The following is an 18,937-nucleotide window of genomic DNA, read 5'->3' as shown; positions in this document are numbered from 1 at the left end:
AGATTACGATTGTAGCCGAATCACCGTGCGAAGCTGCAATTTGCAGACGCGGCAGTGAGTCGCATGCGAAGCTGGAGGGGGCTGGGCGAAGCGAGAGAAAAGTTACGAGTCTCCGCCTATCTCAGCCAAAGCGAGGGCGGCGACACGCCGGATCGGGCAGGCGTTTTAGGCCAAGAACTCTTTGCGGACGCGTTTCAGGTATTCCAGTAGCGGTCGCGATTGGCCGTTGGAATCGATCAGGCCAGAGTGGCTTAAGACGTGAGCTTCTGCGTCCGACCAGCCATCCCAGACGATGCCATGCACGGTGTGTTTGGCCAAGAGGGTTCGGATTAGCGGAGCCGCCATTCGAAGCTGGTCGGAGGCGGGAACGGAACTTGCCAAGCCGGCGCCGAGGACGTCCGAAGGAGCGATAGCGGTCAGGTCTTTGTCAGCACCACCGGGGATCGCGAGTTGCACCATCAGTGGCATGCCCAACGTTGCCCAACGATCGATCATCAATCCAAAGTCAACTGCTGATCGTGGCAAGGTTGCTCCGCTGGTGTAGTTCATGCGGACATCCAATCCCAGGCCAGCCATGCCCAGACCACTGCGGGCAAGTGCATCGGCGAAATGCATCGGAGAAATTCCGTCACGGCACTTTGACAAGTATTCGCCGTAGGGTTGGTCAAACGTGATGATCGCGGGGGCGTTCGGATCCGCGCGTCGGACGGTTTGCAAAATGCCCAACGCCAATCGCATGATCTGTTCGTCGTCCAAGTTCAACGGACCAGGCGTATTCAACCCGGCAGCACAGTTCCATAGCTGTACCGATCCGCGAAATTTGATGACTGTCTTTTCGACGAAATTGATGACCGCGTTGAGGAATTCGTCAAAGTTGTCTTCCAGCAGATACAACCAATGCGGCATCAGCTTTTCGCGAAAATCCAGGAGCGGTCCACCGATGACACGGACACCATTGGTCGTACACCAGCGGATAGTTTGTTCGCTATCGTCATAGTCGTAGCGTCCGGCATCGGTTTCGATGTCCGCCCAACTCAGACGGACGGCGGCGGCGTTGAATGCCTCACGAAACAAGTTGGCGTTGGCGGATTGGCTGGGCGATGGCGGGATCACGGTGCCTGCCAACAAGGTGCCGATTTGCGGCTCGCGTTGTTTACGAAACGAAATGGATTGCACGGCGTAGGATTCGCCCAAATCCAAGACGGCTTCTTCCAGCAGAGCGATCGATTCGAGCGCAGCGACTGCCGATTCGTCGTGGTCGTCGCGTGCCAGCGTGGCATCCAAGAAACGCTGCGTGCCCTGTTCGGTCAGGTCTTGGAATTTTTGACTCAGCGTCAACCCGGCTCGCTGCCAGATGTCGGATTGGATCCGAACGCGGTAGCAGCTGCCGCGTGCCAGTTCCAGCGGCAGACAGTGCGGAGCGGCGGTCGGACGTAGGCTGCAGGTCGCAAGTGTTCGGTAGCCCAAGCCATCGATGGGGCACGCGATCGAAAGTTTGCCGGATGATTCGATGCTTCGCGTGATCGTCAGCCGCGATCCGTCATACTGGCTGTTGGATTGCCAAGGAATGCCTTCGATGCCCGTGATATAGGCGTCTTTCCAGAGCGATTGGTCGATGAAGCTCTTGGCCTGCGACGGGACATCGAAGTGGAATTGCCCCATGGCGTCGATCTGGCCTACCGAAAACAAAAAGAAACAAGGACGCGAACGGTTCGCAAACCCGCGAGTGCGAGTGCCGAAACCGTCAACAAAGGCAATATAGTAGTCGGTTTGGGCTTGGTAGGCGACCAGACCTGCCCATCAATCGAACACAGCGATTCTGCCGGTCAGTTTATCGCCAGACGCACTGGTCCGTCACGATTGTCACCCTGGGGTTGGCCGGGACTGACGGAAGCATCGGAAACCTGGATAATTGAGGATCCGACCGCGAAATTATTGACTTCGCTCGGTTGCCGCCGACGCTCGAGTTTGCAAAATTAGCGGACATGAATGACTCAAATTGCGACGACGATTCTTATTATCAATTCGACGAAGCAGGGGCTTTGCTAAGCACTTCGCTTCCACTGCCACTGCCACGGCAGTGCGGCAAAGTCCGTGATGTCTATGACATGGGCGATCAACTGTTGATCGTCAGTACCGATCGGATCAGCGCGTTTGATTATATTTTGCCCAGCGGAATTCCCGCCAAGGGCAAACTGCTGACGGCGATGAGCGAGTTTTGGTTTGACAAATTGAAGGTCCGCCATCATTTGCGATCGACCGAAATCCCCGCTGAACTTTCTAGCGAATTTGACACGTCTCCTTTGGTGGGACGCAGCATGGTGGTCGAAAAAGCCAAGGTCGTGCCGTTCGAATGTGTCGTTCGCGGATACCTCGAAGGCAGCGGACTGAAAGAGTACCAATCGACCGGTCAGATCTGCGGCAACAAATTGCCCGACGGTCTGGTGCAATGCGACAAACTACCGGAACCGATCTTTACCCCAGCGACCAAAGCGGTCGAAGGCCACGACGAGAACGTTTCGATCGGCCGCATGATTGCGGACCTCGGCAGTGAGTTGGCGTTGCAACTGCGTGAAATGAGTTTGCAGATCTACCGAACGGCACTTCAATATGCCCAGACGCAAGGGATTTTGATTGCGGACACAAAATTCGAATTCGGTATCGTCGATGACCAAGTGATCTTGGTCGACGAAGTGCTTACGCCCGACAGTTCTCGATTCTGGGCCGCCGATTCTTATCAGCCAGGTCAGGCACAGCCTTCGTTTGATAAACAATTCGTGCGTGAGTGGCTTTCGCAATGCGGCTGGGACAAACAAAGCGATCCGCCCAAATTGCCTGCCGATGTGATCGATCAAACAGCGGCCAAGTATGCCGAAGCATACGAGCAAATTACGGGCAAAGCGTTTGCTGGTTAAGCCGGGTCAGGCCAGTCGACAGTGTTCCAAGATCTCTTGGGCATTCGCGTTGTATCCGACGTAGAACGGTCCAAATTCGGCGTACTTGGCACTGGCGATATCGAACCGCATTTTGTAGACGATCTCTTTTAGGTACTCGGGGTTACGCGACCAGAGCGTGACCATCCATTCCCAGTCGTCCAAGCCGACGCCGACGGAAATCAGCTGCGATACTTTTCCGGCAAACGCCATTCCGCTCTGCGCGTGTTCGGCCATCATCGAATTGCGCCGGCTAAATCGTTCGGTAAACCAATTCGCGCCAACGACACGGCTTTTGTTCATGGGATAAAAACAGGCCGCCGGCCACTCCGGAAACTCCGGCTGCAAACGCTGTTGATTCATCATGGGCAATCGGCGTTCGTACGCGGACACCTTGGCAGACAATTCGTCGGAGTCCGGATCGGCTCCTCCGTCGATCAGCCGTTGGCGAAATCCGTCCAGCGTCGGCACATATTCGCTGACTTCGCTCATCGACACAAACGACCAAGTCGGTTCGATGTACTGTCCGATGCCCGGTGCCATGATCGCTTGATGAACTGCGTCGACTTTGGCCGGATCCGGGTCCATCACCATGATGCAAAAGTCCGCACGATGCCCGCTGGTCCAGTACGCAGCCAAACGCTCGGGCGCGTTGCCTTCACTGGGGTGCAGAGCGTCATGAAATTGCTGCTGGGCGGCTTTGCCAAGTCGGTGTCCGAGAGATTCGCGGCGGAAACGATAGAAGTAGTGGCCACAGTGCCATCCTGTGATGGGCACGGTCGATGGTTCTGGCAAAGGCTCTGTTGGGCGACCGGGACGTTGGTTCATGGTGAAATCTGTGTGAGGGAGGAGGGGCGAGACCGCGGAGATGCCAAAACAAGGTTCCGCGAAAACCGACTCGGGAACGCTATCGTAAATGTTCCGGCTACTTTAGCGAAGGGAACGGCTGGCATGGATTCGCCTGCTAAATCACGGTCGCGATCGAATCTGCTTTGTCGGCAACAGCTACCAAAGATCTGAATGTGCAGGTTGTAGCGGTGTATCCCGGCAAGACGCGATCTGGCAGCGAAAGGTACGCGGCGACCTGACAGCGATGGGTACGCAGCGATGCGGATTCGCCGAATCACTGGCCGCGGCGCGTCCGTGATTTGCTGCCGGATGACTTGCGTCCCTAAAACGGGCGTGATTTGCCGGGCGAGAATTGATATGGCGACGATCAAATCGCTGTGAGTATTTTCGATGAGTTCAACGGAGGTGTTGCGAGGGTCACTTGGCTGTCGACGGCATCGGCACTGGGCGGACCGCGCAACGACCGTTCCCACGGATTGTGACAATGGCATGCTTTGCCCCGTTGCGGGATGCAACGATTGCCGCGGTCCCCACGCCATGCTGCCTTTCATTCATTTTGCTAGCCCTCGAACGGCGATATCAAAAACACGGACGGCAAGGGTGCCGTCGGTTGCCCACAAGGAAGTCAAATGAATCTTGCCCGTCGCCGCTTCGTCGCTCTTATCGGATCCCTGACCGCTACTGCCTCTGTTTCATCGTTAGCGATGGCAGCCAAGCCTGCTGGATTGAGCGAACCTGTCCACCGTGTCGCTACGGCGTCGCCTGCTGTTCCTGCGGATCTGTTGAAGGCAAAGCCGCTTGATCACGCTTTGGACATTGCCCGTCGAGGCCTTCAAAATTGCCAGGCACAAGTGGACGACTACACCACGATGATGGTGATTCGCGAACGAGTCGGTGGGCAGCTTGGCGCGCATCAATACATCGCGGCCAAGATTCGCAATCGCAAAATCGAAAACGGCAAAATTGTTCAGCCGCTCAGCGTGTACCTGAACTTCCTGAAGCCATCGACGATCAAGGGTCGCGAAGTCATCTACGTCGAAGGAGCGAACAACGGCAACATCATCGCTCACGAAGGCGGATTCAAGGGACGTTATCTTCCGACTGTTCGCGTCAAGCCAGACAGCATGTTGGCCATGCGTGGACAACGCTATCCGATGACTGAAATCGGTGTCGAGAATCTGATCGAAAAGTTGATCCAGCGTGGTGAAAAAGCGAAGACATATCCCGACGCTCAATGCGACTTGCGTCAAAACGCTCGCGTGAAAGACCGCGTCTGTACGGTGTTTCAGCTGACGCAGCCGACGAAGCGTCCCGGTTCCGAATTTCACAAAGCTCAGATCTTCATCGACGACGCCTACAATGTGCCGATTCGCTACATCGCGTACGATTGGCCTCGCGTCGCCAACGCCAAACCTGAGATCATTGAAGAATACAACTACATGAATTTGAAAATTAATGTAGGTCTGAAGGATTCCGATTTCGATCCGGAAAATCCTAAGTACAACTTCTAAGATCGTTTGTTGCTCGCTGGGAAGACTTCCTGCAGCCGTAGCAACTTGTTTTCAGAGCGATCGCTTGTTAAAGCGATCGCTTTTTTGGGCGAGGCAAGTCGAACAGACTGGCGTTTTCAACGTCCTCTTCGCTGCCCGTGCGAATGTAATCGTCTCGCCCCATTCGCCCGATCGTGTCCAGTCGACTGGCATCCAGCTCTTGCGACGGCAAGATCAGGTCTTGGCGGACATGAATCTGCAAGACGCGTCCAATCACTAAGTTCGCGCCGCCTGGACCGGTTCCAATCTGCATGGCTGTGTGCAAGGAACACTCCATCGAAGCGATGGCATCGGCCACGCGCGGTACTTTGATCTGGTCGCAGTCCGCTTTGGCGATCGATTCGATCTCAAATTCGTCTTGGCCAAAACGATAGGGCGCTGACGTTGCATTCATCGCGTCGGCATCGGCAAACGAAACCAGGTTCACAGCAAACTGTCCGGTTCGCTGAATGTTTGCCAGAGTGTCTTTGGGTGTTCCGTCGCGTTGGTTGGCGGGACAGAACATGATCGTCGGCGGGTTGGCACCGACGCCGTTGAAAAAGCTGAAAGGCGCCAGATTCGCGATTCCGTCTGGCGAAACGGTCGACACCCACGCGATTGGTCGCGGTGTGATCAGCTGCGTCATCCACTGGTAAAGTTCGCGTGTGGAGAGTTCTTCCGGATCAATCTTCATGTCACGTCATTCAAGCGATCGAAAGCAGGTCAACGATCGAACCATGGACCGACGCTGTGCCGGCGACGCAAAAACGTGGCTTCCAATCATCCATTTTGGATCCGTCGTATGCCGTCAGCGTGGCTCCTGCTTCTCTGGCAATCACAGTACCAGCGGCGGAATCCCAGGCACTGACATTGGTAGCCCAGTAAGCGTCCAATCGCCCATCGGCGACGTAGCACATGTTGAGTGCGCACGAACCGAGTCGCCGAAGCGATCGGCAGCGTTCTAGGACATGGACAAACCGCGTGACTTCTGGAGCATCCTTTTTGACGCCGGCTGGAAAGCTGCAGGCGACCAGGGCTTGAGAGAGATCGTCGCAGTCGCTGGCTTTCATCGGCCGTCCATTGACGGTTGCGCCTTGCCCGTCAACTGCCGCAAACATTTCTTCGGCCACGGGATCGTAGACCACACCGAGTCGCATTTTGCCTGCGGCGTACAGTCCGATCGAAACGGCAAAGCTCTGCAGTCGATGGACGTAGTTGACCGTCCCGTCCAATGGATCGACGACCCAGCAAGGCGGAGCGTCCGTGTCACCGCGGCGGACGGCATCGGGAGGATCGTTTTCGCCTTCTTCTTCGCCGACAAATGCGTAGTCGGGGTAGGCGTCTTCCAGCAGGTCACGGATCGCCTTCTGCGATGCAAGATCGGCGTCGGTGACCAAATCCTTGGGGGCTTTTTCGCTGACGACAAAACTACTGCGTCGCGACATCAGCTCGACCGCACCGGCTCTGGCAGCCTGGATGGCGGTTTGGAGATGTGACTCATTCATTCTCTGACTCGAATCCTCGAAGCTCTTCCAGCCAAAGTCGAATGTCATTGTCGTATTCGGTCGCCATATCAGTGATGATCAATTGGCGATGAAATTCTGCGGCCCCGTGCTCGTGTTCAGCAGCTTCCGCGGTGGGAAAGCGTTTATTTGGATCCGGAGCGATTAAACCCAAGATCAAATTCATCAACAAATCGTTGTCGATTAATTCTTCGGGCAAAACCTGATGCAGTTTTTTGGGAAGCTCACGTTTAGCACGCAGCAAGTCCGTCATGTTTTCGCAGCTCGAAAACACATTTTGACCGCTTAGCAGTTCGATCAAAACATAGCCCAGACTTGCCAGGTCACTTTGCGGAGAGGAAGTATTGGATTCCAGGACTTCCGGTGGCGCGTAGATCGGAGTGCATTCGCGATCACGCGGCGGGTTTTTGTAATTGAACGCCGAACCCATGTCGATCAATTTGGCGTGACCGGATCGCTTCAACATGATGTTGGCTGGTTTGACATCACCGTGGACAATGTCTTCCCGGTGAAGGGCAGCCAACGCGGCCAAGCACTCGCGAACGATCGCCACGGCGACGCCCGCTTTGAAGCGAGAGTTTTCGATTCCTTCGGTGATGATCACCTGGTTGATGTATTCCCAGCGGTAATCCGGTAGATGCTCTTGCAACAGATTCAGGCACGGTGGAGCCACCAACTGACGCAAGTCGTACCCATCGATCCACTCCATCATCATGATGCGGATGCGATCACGTTCGAAGAAGTTTTGGACATCCAAGAGATTGTCGTGCTGAATTAGCGCGACACTGGACGCAATCGACGCGACACGAGCCATTGCTTCGTCGTAGGCGCGCCGGTCGGCAAAACGCTCCGGCGAGAAAACCTTCATCGCCACGGGGACGGTAAAGCCATCCGTGCCGCGGTATTCCGTTAAGTAAACTTCGCCCTGTCCGCCTCGCCCGAGCATGCGGATCAGATGATGATGCCCGGTCCACGATACCTTCTTGCTGCGCGTCAGTTCATCGTAGCGTTTCAGCAGTTCGGCGTCGTTGGATCGCGCCTCCGAACCGTGGTGAGTCAGAGTTGGATGAGGTTCAAAATGCGTGGTGGCTTGCATTAGGTTTGTCTCTTGTATCATCCGTGATGTGAGAAAAGGAAGTTGTAGCTCTAGCGAAGCGATACGTTTATCGTTGCAGCTTATCGATCTTACTCAAGTGTCATGACACGCCTGGTCCATGCTCGGCGTCATCGCGACTATTTATCATCGCAGGAGCAGTCAATTTTGTACCCCATCAAATCGAAACATTGGGGGGAAACAACGTTGGCTAATACAACCGTTCAGTCCCCATTGTTGCCAATCGATGCAAAAAGAACCATCGACTTTCCTCGGAGGGCGGCGGTAATTTAACATCGCGGTCCAGTGTGCCGTTAACAAGCTGCAGCGTGGTCTACTGCCTCCGTAAATCGTAGCAAACAAGGCTGTCCCGGAGCCGCACGACCAGGTGGCCGTTGCTGAAAGCCGGCGTACAGCATCCCAAAGGACCCGATTTGACGGCTTCGCGTTGCCAGAGCGCCTCTGATTTGGACAAACCATCTTCTTCGCTGGCGACCTTGTCCAATTCCAATAGCTTTCGGAGATCTTCGCCACGGATCAGTCGCCCTCGTGAATCAATTTCGGCATCGTAGAGCTGGCTGAATTTGTCTCCGTTGGCATCGATGGCCAGAATGCCTTCCCAGCCAAAGAACAATTGTTCGCCGGCTCCGATCAGTGAGGTGTACTTGGGAGTCGAGATTCTGAGCGTTGTTTGCCAGACCGCCTTGCCATCGTTCAAGTTAATCTTGGCGACGCGTTTTTCGCCTTGCACAAACACTTCGTCGCCGCGAACCACCGGCGTCGTTCCCGAATCAGCGGCCCGTTGAAACTGCCAAACCTGAGATGGTGTCTTTTCGATTTGGCTGGCGTCCAAAGTATAAGCTGTCAGCCCGCTTTTGCGCGACGAGCCGTAGGTCAGCAGACGATCGCCCGCCAAGATTGGCGTCGAACTTCCAACACCGGTTTTGATTTCCCAAAGCTTGGACCCATCCTTCGCGCGGTAAGCTTGAGTGCGTCCACCGGACGTGTTGGCGATCACGACACTGCCCTGTTTGGCTTTCCAAATCAGTGGGCTACTGTGCGATTGATATTCGGCGTCCGTGTCACCCGTCCACAAAACGTGGCCGTCATCGGTACTGAGCGCAAAGACCGGTCCGCAACAAACGATCGCAGTGTCGCCGTCGACTACAAAGGAACTGGCAAAGAACTCGTCGCGGAATTTGCCCGGTAAAGGTTGGCTCCAGAGGACTTCGCCGGTCGAAGCGTCATAGCACTTTGCCGTTCGTGCTGGCGTCAGCAAAAACACTTTGCCACCCGCCACACACGGAGTGCTCGACTGGGTAAATCGAGTGTAAACCGTTTCTTCGATCTTGTCCCAGACGACCTCGCCGCTTGACAGGCTTAAGCAAAGCAGTCGTTGGCTAAATGAATATGCCTTGGCGCGGCGTTCGTTTTCGTCACGCCGTTTTGTTTCGTACTCTTGATACTCGGCGTCGGACATCGTGCGTTTATCTGGAGAGAGCCAAGGAAACTTTGCTTCGCCCAGGTCGGCATCTGAATTCTTGACTTTCGTGTGGGCGTAAACAAAAACGCGATCACCTACCACGACGGGAGAACTCCATCCGCCCGACGTGCCGCCGGCGAGCGAATCAAATTTCCAAACCGGTTCAAGTCCTTCGGTTGGCAGTTCGGTTCGCAAAGGCCCCGCGTCGACGTACCCGGTGCGCTGCGGGCCTCGCCACTGAGGCCAATCGGCGGCGACGTTCGGCAGCGTCCCCCCAAGCGACATTCCAAGGGCGATTGTTCCCAGCATCCATAGCACAGCGGTCACAAATCTCATCAGATCTCTCGTTGGGGTTCGGTTGTCAATTCAGCGATCCGGTTCGCCATCCATTGGCCCGCATTGTACTGCCTCGGCCAAATTCAGTGTCTGACAAAATTGCCAGCACGTCGCCAACAATTTGGGCCTAGGAATTCGTTACGATGATGACTTCGTTTCGATTCCTTTTGCACGATTCGATATCGTTGGTCTGATCGTTTTCATTGATTTGGCATTCACTGGCTTTCCTTGGTACTCTGACTCCGCGCGAGATTCCCAATATGTACACCGTTCGGTTTTACTTTTCGCTCACGCTGGCCGTCTTGTCTGCTTGCACCAGCATTGACGCAGTGTGTTCACAAGAACTGCCTGCAGGATTGCAACCCACCGATGCGCCATTTGTCAGTACGGAGACGGAGTTTGTCCCTGTCGACGCGATGATGGTGTCGCGTATGAATGCTCCGCAGTTTTTGAAAACGCCGGGCTTTGATTGGTTGCCGATCGAAGTCGCGCAGGCCTGGAGCCAATCCATGCTGGGTTTGGACCCGATGTCGATCATCGAAATCAAGACCGTTTCATCGTTGTTGGCAGACCGCGGCACTACGGCGATAGGGTTCGTCGTCACGTTGTCCGAAGATTACGACCCGACCAAAATTTCGCAAGAACTGTTGGCCACGCCGGCGACTCAGACTATCGACGGCAAGACCGTGTTTGTTTTGGATCAGTCCAACGCGACGCTTTTGCTGCACGCGGTCACGCCTCGCAAAATTTTGGTGGCAAGCGAACTGATGTTGCAGCCGATGTTGGCAGCCGATGGGACTGGGGCGGTCAACGATTTGATTCGTGACAACGCGATGGGCGATAAGGCGTCACAAATGTTAATGTCATTGGAAACGTTGCGTCCGATGATCCAGCAAGTCATGGATGACGCGGGCGACGATATTCCTGCCGAGCTTAGCGATCTGATCAACATCCTCGATTTGGTTGACGCCGTCATGACAGACAATGCCATGAAAGGCGCCGCACAGAGTATTAGTGTCGAATTGATTTGCAAGGATGCCGAAGCCGCGGATGAAGTTCGACAGATTTTGGTGCGGTCCATCAAATACGGTCGTGCGCAGCTGTTGCAATCTGCCATGCAAGGCATTCGTGGTCAGGGCCGCATGCCCGATGCACAGCGAGCGTACCTGGTGAGGATCGCCAACTTCATTGTTGGCAAGATTCGCCCTGAACAGGAAAATGATCGAGTCGTGATTCGCGTGACGGCGGAGATTCCGATCGCCACGACAGGCGTGCTGGTGGGACTGCTGCTGCCCGCCGTCCAAGCGGCTCGCGAAGCGGCCCGGCGAATGACGGCGTCAAATCACTTGAAGCAAATCGGATTGGCGATTCACAATTATCACTCCGCCTACAATAAGCTGCCGGGGCCGATTCGTGACGACAACGGCAAGGCGTTGCTGAGCTGGCGTGTAGCGATCTTGCCCTTTGTCGAACAACAGCAGCTCTACCAAGAGTTTCATCTGGATGAACCTTGGGACAGCGAGCACAACATCAAGCTGGTCGACCGAATTAGCGACGTGTTTAGCGATCCCAGTTTGCCACTTCCGCCAGGCAAGACGGTCTTTCGAATGATGACGGGAGAGGAAATCGGAGTGAAGCTAGAAGGCGACACGCGATTTCGCGATATCACCGACGGGTTGTCCAACACGATTTTGTGCATGGAAGTCAAAGCCAGCGAAGCGATCACGTGGTCAGATCCCACGCCGTTGGAATTGGATTTTGAAAATCCGATTCCTCAGATGGGCCACATTCATCAAGGCGGATGCCACGTTTTGATGGGCGATGGAGCAGTCGTCTTTATAACGCACTCGATCGATCTGCAATTGCTGCAGGGTTTGCTGACGCGAGCCGGTGGAGAAGTCGTCAATCGCTAGCCAGACAAAAAGCCGTCCAGAGAATCAGCGAGCGACGTGGTCAGAGACCAAGCGTCGACTAGCGATCAAGCGATGTCTGCTGAGGCGGTTCTACATACGATGGCCGCGTCCCGCTGAAGATTGCGATTCCGGCGGCCAACGATGCTAGCGCGATGGCAAGCCAAATGCTACGCGCTGCCGGTTTTCCCCAACGGTCGGTGATTATGCCGATCGTGCGTAGCTGATAGGGAGCTTCCCATGGTCCGGCTGAGATCAGTGCGGCGATGCACGCGATGATGATGGCGACTGATCCGACAAGCTGTTCGTCGTAACTCAAGGCAGTATTCTAGATTTGCGTGTCGATCGAATTTTACTAGACGTCGGACTGACGCATCCGTCGTTTAATCGCCCGAATCTGCATCCTCGCACCTTCGATATCAGGACAGATTTGCAGGCATCGCTCCAGAGCGTTGACCGCACCGGGGTAATCTTCCAGCATGACTAGGCATCGCGAAAGTCCCTGCCAAGCGGGATAGTGAAAGCGGCAATGCCACAGGCAAGAACTGTAAGCGGATTCGGCTTGCGAGTGATTCTCCAATCCATGCCAACAAATTGCCAACTGGTGATAGGCTTCGGCATAAAACGGAGCTTGATCGACCAAGATCATTGTGGGAGCAAGTGCCGCAGCGTATTCGCCACCATCATTCAGGTGCATGACCTTAAGCAATTGTTGGTGGTGCAGCGGCGCAGCTTCGCGAACCAGCAAGGCGCGGAACGAATCGTCGGCAGCTAATCGCACTCCGCGGTCTTCATCGCAAAGTGCACGGCCCAATGTTTCAACGGAGCCGCGGTCACCTAGCATGCCCAGTGCCATCGCAGCGGCACGTCGCATTTCGACATCGCCACGTGATAGCAATGTCATCAAAGTGGGACGCGAGTAAAACTCGTCAACCTCGGTCGCGAAACGCGGTGCGTTGGCAGAATCAAGATAGCGGCGGTAGGCCGTTGTAAGGCGAGTCGTGCGTACCAGAGGTGAAGTCACAGGATGTTCCGTCGTGTTGGTAAAGTTTCCGTTCGCGTCGCGGGCATCCTATGCGCCGGCCGACGACGGGCAACTGCGTGTGTTGGGCGGTGATCCAAAGTGTCCGAGCTACGCATGATGGATACCGTTGTCGAAGCCAACGTTGCTGCTCCGACAAACTGCCGTTTTTTGCCTCGTTTTCTTCGGTCGATGCGAGTCTAATTAGAGAGTGTCTCAGGGGCAACCAACCGCTTGGAACAGGAGCGAATTCGTCGTTCTTCGGCTTTCAGGGACACGTCCCAAAATGGGATAGTTCGGCTTTCTCGAGTTAGCCTATTTCCTCGTCGATGATCGCAAATGCCCGACAAGATCCTCCTATTCCCCCCAAACCAACGCGATGAAAAGACGCAGCCCTTTGTTGCGATTTACCGAGTCACTAGCAACTGTTCACTGAGGTGTGCGGTCCCGGTTCCTGCGAAGCTCAGGTCGATGTTGGTGCGTTCGGCATTTCTGATCACGGCAGTCATTTTCGCAATGCCCGGTCGTTGTCGTGCGGACGATTTCTTGGCCGGTGGACGGTTCTACCAGCAGCTCACTGCGCCGATGTCGTTGGTGATCCAGGGCAAGCCGTTTCGAGCGACGCTGGTGCAAGTGGCCAACCAAGCCGAAGTCAATATTTGGGTCGACCGATTTGTGGACCCTTCGCAAATCGTGGACCCCGGACAGCTGGGGCCGAACGTTTTTGCTGCCTTGGCAAATGTCGCTGAGCAACAAAACTGCGTTGCGATGCCCGTGGCAAACGTCGTGCTGATTGGGCGTGCGGATTGGGTGGACGCCACAGCAGCGGCAGTGATGCCGACTGCCAATTCGATTCCGCGAAGCGATGTTTCGTGGGAGCAATTGACGACTCCGCGGCAAGCTCTGGCGAAAACAAACGGGGCATCGGTGGAAAAAACGCTGGCTTTGCCTCATGACCTTTGGCCTGCCGTCACGCTGAATCATGTGCAAAAGCCGGTTGCCGTGAACCTGATTCTCGCTCAATTCGGGCGCCGGCTCTCATCGCCCAATCAAGTCGACACTGCCAAAACTCTGCCGCTTTCGGCCAATGAAAAAGTAACGCGGCGTTATACGCAGAACGACGGACTCAAATCGGCGATCGGTACACTCTCGGATCCACCCGCACTGAACTCGCGCAGTTCCATTGCATCGATCGAATTGACGGCCAAGCAGCATCGAATTTTGACGACGGCCGTTTTGGGCAACGCCTCCAGTAATACGCCCAAGCGGAGCCTTGATGAGCGACACATCGAAAGCTTGAAAATCGACAAGTCCAAAGCGGGAAGCATTCTGAATCAACTCGCAGGCGTGGCCAAGATGAAATGCATCTTCGCGCCATCGGCTCAAGCCGCACGCGACAAGATTATCTCAGTGGACATCAAAGACAAAACCTTGCGTCAAGTGATCGAGATCGTGGCAAAAGAGTCTGGTTTGAAAGTCGCCTGGTCTGACAATTCATTCCAACTGATACCAATCAAGTAGGCGACGTGATCTACAGTTGCTGCAGTGCGACACCGCCTGTCTTTCTCGCCAGTTCCATTAAGTCTTCGTTTTCTTGTTCGACTACAAAGACGTGCAGCACGATGCCTTTAAGTTCTTTGGCTGTGACGTTGATGCCGTGATCACCGTCCGTCACGATGATCAGCTCAGGCCGTTCGGCTTCGATTTCCCCGACGACCTTTTGAATGCGAACAATGCCTTCGCGAAGTGCCAAGTTAATGTCCGTGTCATCGCCTACAAAAAACTCGTGATGCAGCTTTCGGATTTCGTCTTTGGCACCCGCGATATCGTTGACCATGATCTCTTCGTGGACGACGGAATCAAAAAAACTGTATCCCAAGATCGCCTCGCGTCGGCCGACCGCACGCAATCGATTCATCAGGATCGCCATCAACTTGTAAATGCGCTCGCCCTGCTGCATTGATTTGGACCGATCCAACATCGCGTAAAAAAACTGCTTCTTGTCGCTTCGCTTGATCTTTTCGCGGACCATAAAACTCTTGGTCGCCAATCGGTAGCGAAAATACCTTGGCGACGCAACTTTAAGGGCCCATGCTGCGGGAGCCAGTCTTGGGAGTTCGCTATACGACTCCATCATCCGCATCCGTGTTTGATCACCATCAGGTGCGGAAATCATCTTTTTTTCAAAACGAGGCTGGAAAGCGACGTACTCGTTTGCGATTCGCGAAATTCGTAGCAACGCTTCCATGCTTGGTTCGGCCAAAAAACGCGAGGCAACATCCAATCGACGAATCGATAGCGGTTGCATTTCTTTCTTCTCCGATTCCTTCCTCTTCCCGCCAAAGCAATCGCAAAAAAGGGATGCGATTCGGCCGCGAGTGTCAATGTTGTCAACCAATCGGATCGATGATATGCCGCGGTCCTGGGCCATTTGATTGTGATCGACTTTGCCATCGGGCTTTAGCTGGGCTTCGTCGGGCAAGCACTCCAGCAATTCAATCTCGTCGACATCCAGATGTGCCACTTCATTGAGTGCCCAGTTGATTTGATAGGTGATCACCTCGGGCGGAATTCCAACAGCCAACGAACGCTTGGCCGTGGCGATGACTGCGATGTTCGCAATGGCGCGGTCGATATCCGTGCGTCCTTTGATCAAATCAAAATCGACTTCGCGCAGGCAATTGGCCAGGTCCAAGTAAGTGCCGATGTCTCGGTCGGCAAGATGCAGCACTTCGTCGACAAACTGCGTCAGTTTCCACATCCGCATTCGGTAGGTGAAACGAACACGTCGCTCTATCTCGGTCTTTCCCGCCACCTTTCCTTCGTCCACCAAGTGAACGCCATCCCAGATCATGGGCACATCGACGTGGTTCATCCCGATCGCGTCGAGCTTCTTGATTACTTCCAGCGTGTTGATTTGCTGGCGACGTTCGCTGGTTTCGGGGTAGGTGACGTGCGTGTGAAATTTGATGAAATTCCGATAGGCTCGTTCAATGGAAACGGCAGACATCGGCTATGTCCCCGCTTCGATTTCGGCACTCAGTTCGTCGACCTTTTTTTCGGTGATTTCTTTCCAGACTTGCAGTTTGGGGTCGGCGACCTGGATGAAGATCAACTCGCGTTTTAACTGGTCCATGCCGCTCATCAGGTCCAGCATGGCATTGATCGCTTCGTCGTTGACGTCGCCGCGCGCTTCTTCGTCTAAATCCTTGGCACTTTCAAAAATCTCGTTGATCTCGGCCATTCGACCGTGCATGCATTCAGCGCGTTCGTCGATATCGCTCAACAGCACTTCGACGCCACCTTCCAGCAGCGCCTTGCGGATCAACGCCTCCATGTCGTGCTTGTACGACTCCATGCCCTGCACGTTTCGGATCGTCAAAATATCCTCGACGATCATCTTTTTGCGACCATGGCGACCGACGCTGTTGGCTGCTAGTTTCAGTCCCCCCAGAGCAATCCTGGGCGAGACATGAAATCCCGTCTCGCGATCGTCATTGAGGTTTGCGATCACGTGCGCGTAAATACGATGCAGTTTGCGGCGATCCGACTTTGACTCAGGATGGGCTTTGGCAAACAACGCCTCGTAGTCTTTCTGTTCGTAAGACGGCCAGCGAACCTCCAGTTGCAATGGGAACCGCTCCAGAAGTGCTTTGACCGCGTCACTGTCCTTGGCGAACTGTCGCGGATCTTTGTTGGTGCACGCGATGATGGTTTTGGATTTCATCGGCACGGCTTGATCAGCGTTCATGAACAAGCGGCGTGTCAGAACGTCTTTGAGCGGCAAGAGAGCTTGTGACGAAGCGTCAAGGATCTCCTCCAGGACGACGACTTCGTAGGGCAAAAACGAACGGTCCGTGTCGTATTCCAAGCACTCGTCCAGTTTGGCAATGTTCGGTCCGCCCCAGAGTCGATCTTCGCTCATTCCTTCGCCGAACGACTGCAGGAAAATCTCGCGATCTTTGTAGCCGAGCGCTTTGAGGACCGTCATTACCATGTCGGATTTGCCGTGTCCGCCGGGACCCCATAGCAGGACATTGCAGGGCTGCAAAAACGCGTGAGTCAGAACTTGGATGATCTCTTGCGAATGAATGAATCGTTTCTTGAGCGTCGAGTGAACGACGGCAGGGATTTTTTCGCGTGGTGTTCGCAGTCCCGGTGAATCGTCCCGCAGATCCTGGTCTGTCAACTGGATCTCGAAATCGGCGTTCTTGGGTAATTGTTTTTCAATCTTGCGTTCCAGTTCGGCCGTGTACGACTGCATGCCCTGGACAAAGCGAATGCTCTGGAATGCCTCGGCGGTGATCTTTTTGTCGGGGCGCATGCGAGCACAGTTCGTGACGACCTTTAGAGCCTGTAGTGCCATGCGAGGCGACATGACAAAGCTTTTTGTTTCGTTCAATCCTGCGATGACTTTCGACAACTGCGTGTGAAGCTCTTTTCCACCCATGCTGGAATCGCGGTGAACTTTGGCAAACAGTTCGCGGTAGTGCTTCTTTTCGTACGCCGGCCAGCGTACTTCTTTCTGCAATAAGAATCGTTCCATCAATGCTTGGACGGCGTCGTTGCCATCGGCGAATTCCCGAGGATCCTTGTTGGTGCATGCGATCACGACTCGAGCGTTCATTGCGACTGCGTCGGGGCCATTCATGAAAACACGGCGCGTCAGCACGTCTTTTAACGGCAGCAGCGCCTGGGCTGGCGCATCGAACAGTTCCTCGAACACCACGACTTTGTACTGCGGCGAAAGGAACGAGCGTTGGGTGTCATACCGCAAGCACGTATCAAGTGATGCCATATCCGGGCCGCCCCAAAGTCGATCTTCGCTCATGCCTTCGCCAAATGACTGCACGAAAACCTCGTCTTCGGAGACGCCCAGTCCCTTGACCGCGTTCATGACCATGTCGGATTTGCCGTGTCCGCCGGGCCCCCACAACAGCAGGTTGCAAGGTTCGTAGAACGCGGCCGATAAAACGTCGGCAATCTCATCGCAGTACACGAAACGTTCGCGAAGAGCAGCGCGCGTCCGCGGCAGAATTTCGCTGCGCGGTACGGGAGGCCAATTGGATTCTTTTGCTGCCAAAGAAGAAAGTCCAGAAAAGAAGGTGCAAAGCGGGGGCCGACAAGAAGTATGGCACCAATTGTCTGCCAGTTCAGGAGCAGATGCAATCATGACGCGGTCAATGATGCAGCGCCTTGCCGAAACAATTCACTGCTAAAAAAGCTTTTGCGTTTGTGAACGGCGAAGTCGCTCGCCGAGAGGCAGGCTAAGAGCAACGGGATCGCCAAGCCGCAACTTTGGTCCGGCATGGTATTTGGGGAAGCTCCGACTGAACTGCGCTGTATGATTAAGAATCCCTCTTCTTACACTTGGCACACCAGGGCACTTGTATGTTGCAGTTTTGTCAGAAAGGACGGCGGGCCGTAATGGTCGTTGTTGTTTCGTGTCTGATGGTGCCCGGGCTAGGCAGTTCGCAAACGATGGCCCCTCAACAGCAGTATCGGTCTTATCGTTCGACGTACCAACGAATGCCCCAGGTGCCGACGCAGCGACGAACATTGTCGACGTCCGGTGTCAGCACGCCAGGCTATAGAACCACATCAAGATCCACGTCTAGAACCAGAGCCACTTCACGTTCCAGTTCGCGAGCGGCCTACCGGCTTGATGCGGGCGATGTTCTGGCCGTGATTGTGATGGGGGTGACGGGCAAATACAGCGACGCGCCCGTACACATGCCCTCGCAAGGTGACGGTACGTTTCCTGCTGTGGGCAATCCAATGGTCGTGCTCAACGACGGGACTCTGCCGATGCCGCTGTTAGATCCCATCTCCGTTCGCGGGCTAACCGTGACACAAGCTCGCGACAAGATTTCACGCGCGTACGTTGATCAACGAATTTTGAAGAAGGACCGGCAAGTCACGCTGTCGTTGATGCGAAAACGGACGTTGACTGTCAAGGTTTTGCACGACAACCCGGCACTGGCCACGCGAAGAGTGGCGACGGTTCAAGTACCAGCGGATCGGCCCCGCGCGATTGCTGCTATCGCAGCGGCAGGAACGTACGATTCGCGCGCAAGAATGCGAGTGATTCACTCCCACGGTCGCGCAACATCACCGCATGCAAAATTACGCAATGGCGACGTGATCCAGTTGCAATCGCCCGCACTGATGCCTTCGTTCCCAGCCAGTCATTTGCAAGGGAATGTCTACGGGGTGCCGTACCAGTGGAACGGTTACCGTTGGCAAGCGAACTGATCGCA

At 54.9% G+C, this 18,937-nt stretch carries 15 protein-coding genes; 5 read left to right on the top strand and 10 right to left on the bottom strand.

The features are described from left to right. Positions 1-165 precede the first annotated feature (165 nt). Complete coding sequence (locus K239x_RS17490; RefSeq protein ID WP_145419513.1) at positions 166-1,662, bottom strand: glycoside hydrolase family 10; 1,497 nt, start codon at positions 1,660-1,662, stop codon at positions 166-168. Between the two features lie 323 nt (positions 1,663-1,985). On the opposite strand from K239x_RS17490, the gene K239x_RS17485 reads away from it, so the two are divergent. Next, positions 1,986-2,915 (top strand): phosphoribosylaminoimidazolesuccinocarboxamide synthase, encoded by a 930-nt coding sequence (locus K239x_RS17485; protein ID WP_145419512.1) that lies wholly within the window; start codon positions 1,986-1,988, stop codon positions 2,913-2,915. Between the two features lie 6 nt (positions 2,916-2,921). Here the strand turns inward: K239x_RS17485 and hemQ are convergent, their stop codons facing one another. Beyond that, positions 2,922-3,761: a hydrogen peroxide-dependent heme synthase gene (gene hemQ, locus K239x_RS17480; protein ID WP_419189093.1), complete on the bottom strand. Its 840-nt coding sequence runs from the start codon at positions 3,759-3,761 to the stop codon at positions 2,922-2,924. 650 nt (positions 3,762-4,411) lie between these two features. Here hemQ and K239x_RS17475 point away from each other — a divergent pair. Beyond that, positions 4,412-5,293 (top strand): DUF1571 domain-containing protein, encoded by an 882-nt coding sequence (locus K239x_RS17475; RefSeq protein ID WP_145419511.1) that lies wholly within the window; start codon positions 4,412-4,414, stop codon positions 5,291-5,293. Between the two features lie 67 nt (positions 5,294-5,360). On the opposite strand, the gene K239x_RS17470 is transcribed toward K239x_RS17475, so the two are convergent. The 4 genes from K239x_RS17470 to K239x_RS17455 all read right to left on the bottom strand — a co-directional run bounded on the left by K239x_RS17470 (position 5,361) and on the right by K239x_RS17455 (position 9,746). Continuing rightward, positions 5,361-6,005, bottom strand: a complete 645-nt coding sequence (locus tag K239x_RS17470) for a flavin reductase family protein (RefSeq protein ID WP_145419510.1) — start codon at positions 6,003-6,005, stop codon at positions 5,361-5,363. 10 nt (positions 6,006-6,015) lie between these two features. Continuing rightward, entirely contained in the window at positions 6,016-6,816 is an 801-nt protein-coding gene (locus tag K239x_RS17465) for an inositol monophosphatase family protein (RefSeq protein ID WP_145419509.1), read from the bottom strand. Continuing rightward, positions 6,809-7,930, bottom strand: a complete 1,122-nt coding sequence (locus K239x_RS17460) for a serine/threonine protein kinase (protein WP_145419508.1) — start codon at positions 7,928-7,930, stop codon at positions 6,809-6,811. The genes K239x_RS17465 and K239x_RS17460 overlap by 8 nt, the downstream gene beginning before the upstream one ends. 331 nt (positions 7,931-8,261) lie before the next feature. Then, the gene (locus K239x_RS17455; RefSeq protein WP_145419507.1) at positions 8,262-9,746 is read right to left on the bottom strand and encodes a PQQ-binding-like beta-propeller repeat protein; all 1,485 of its coding nucleotides are present in this window, start codon (positions 9,744-9,746) and stop codon (positions 8,262-8,264) included. Positions 9,747-10,006: 260 nt separating this feature from the next. Here K239x_RS17455 and K239x_RS17450 point away from each other — a divergent pair, with 260 nt between their 5' ends. After that, a complete protein-coding gene (locus K239x_RS17450) occupies positions 10,007-11,659 on the top strand; it encodes a DUF1559 domain-containing protein (RefSeq protein WP_145419506.1) in 1,653 nt (550 codons plus the stop codon). 58 nt (positions 11,660-11,717) lie between these two features. Here the strand turns inward: K239x_RS17450 and K239x_RS17445 are convergent, their stop codons facing one another. After that, positions 11,718-11,975, bottom strand: a complete 258-nt coding sequence (locus K239x_RS17445; protein ID WP_145419505.1) for a hypothetical protein — start codon at positions 11,973-11,975, stop codon at positions 11,718-11,720. 36 nt (positions 11,976-12,011) lie between these two features. After that, positions 12,012-12,680, bottom strand: coding sequence for a HEAT repeat domain-containing protein (locus tag K239x_RS17440; protein ID WP_145419504.1), 669 nt, complete (start codon positions 12,678-12,680; stop codon positions 12,012-12,014). Between the two features lie 336 nt (positions 12,681-13,016). Between K239x_RS17440 and K239x_RS17435 the strand changes: the two genes are divergently transcribed. Next, positions 13,017-14,198 (top strand): hypothetical protein, encoded by a 1,182-nt coding sequence (locus K239x_RS17435; protein WP_145419503.1) that lies wholly within the window; start codon positions 13,017-13,019, stop codon positions 14,196-14,198. Positions 14,199-14,208: 10 nt separating this feature from the next. Here K239x_RS17435 and K239x_RS17430 read toward each other — a convergent pair whose 3' ends face one another. Then, entirely contained in the window at positions 14,209-15,687 is a 1,479-nt protein-coding gene (locus tag K239x_RS17430) for a hypothetical protein (protein WP_145419502.1), read from the bottom strand. 3 nt (positions 15,688-15,690) lie between these two features. Further along, on the bottom strand, positions 15,691-17,760 hold the full coding sequence (locus K239x_RS17425) for an AAA family ATPase (protein ID WP_419189092.1): 2,070 nt from the start codon (positions 17,758-17,760) through the stop codon (positions 15,691-15,693). Positions 17,761-18,104: 344 nt separating this feature from the next. Here K239x_RS17425 and K239x_RS17420 point away from each other — a divergent pair, with 344 nt between their 5' ends. Continuing rightward, entirely contained in the window at positions 18,105-18,932 is an 828-nt protein-coding gene (locus K239x_RS17420) for a polysaccharide biosynthesis/export family protein (protein WP_419189091.1), read from the top strand. Positions 18,933-18,937 lie beyond the last annotated feature (5 nt).

Origin of the sequence: Stieleria marina (assembly GCA_007741555.1) — a bacterium.
GTDB lineage: Bacteria > Planctomycetota > Planctomycetia > Pirellulales > Pirellulaceae > K23-9.
This window is presented reverse-complemented; position numbering and strand designations above follow the sequence as displayed.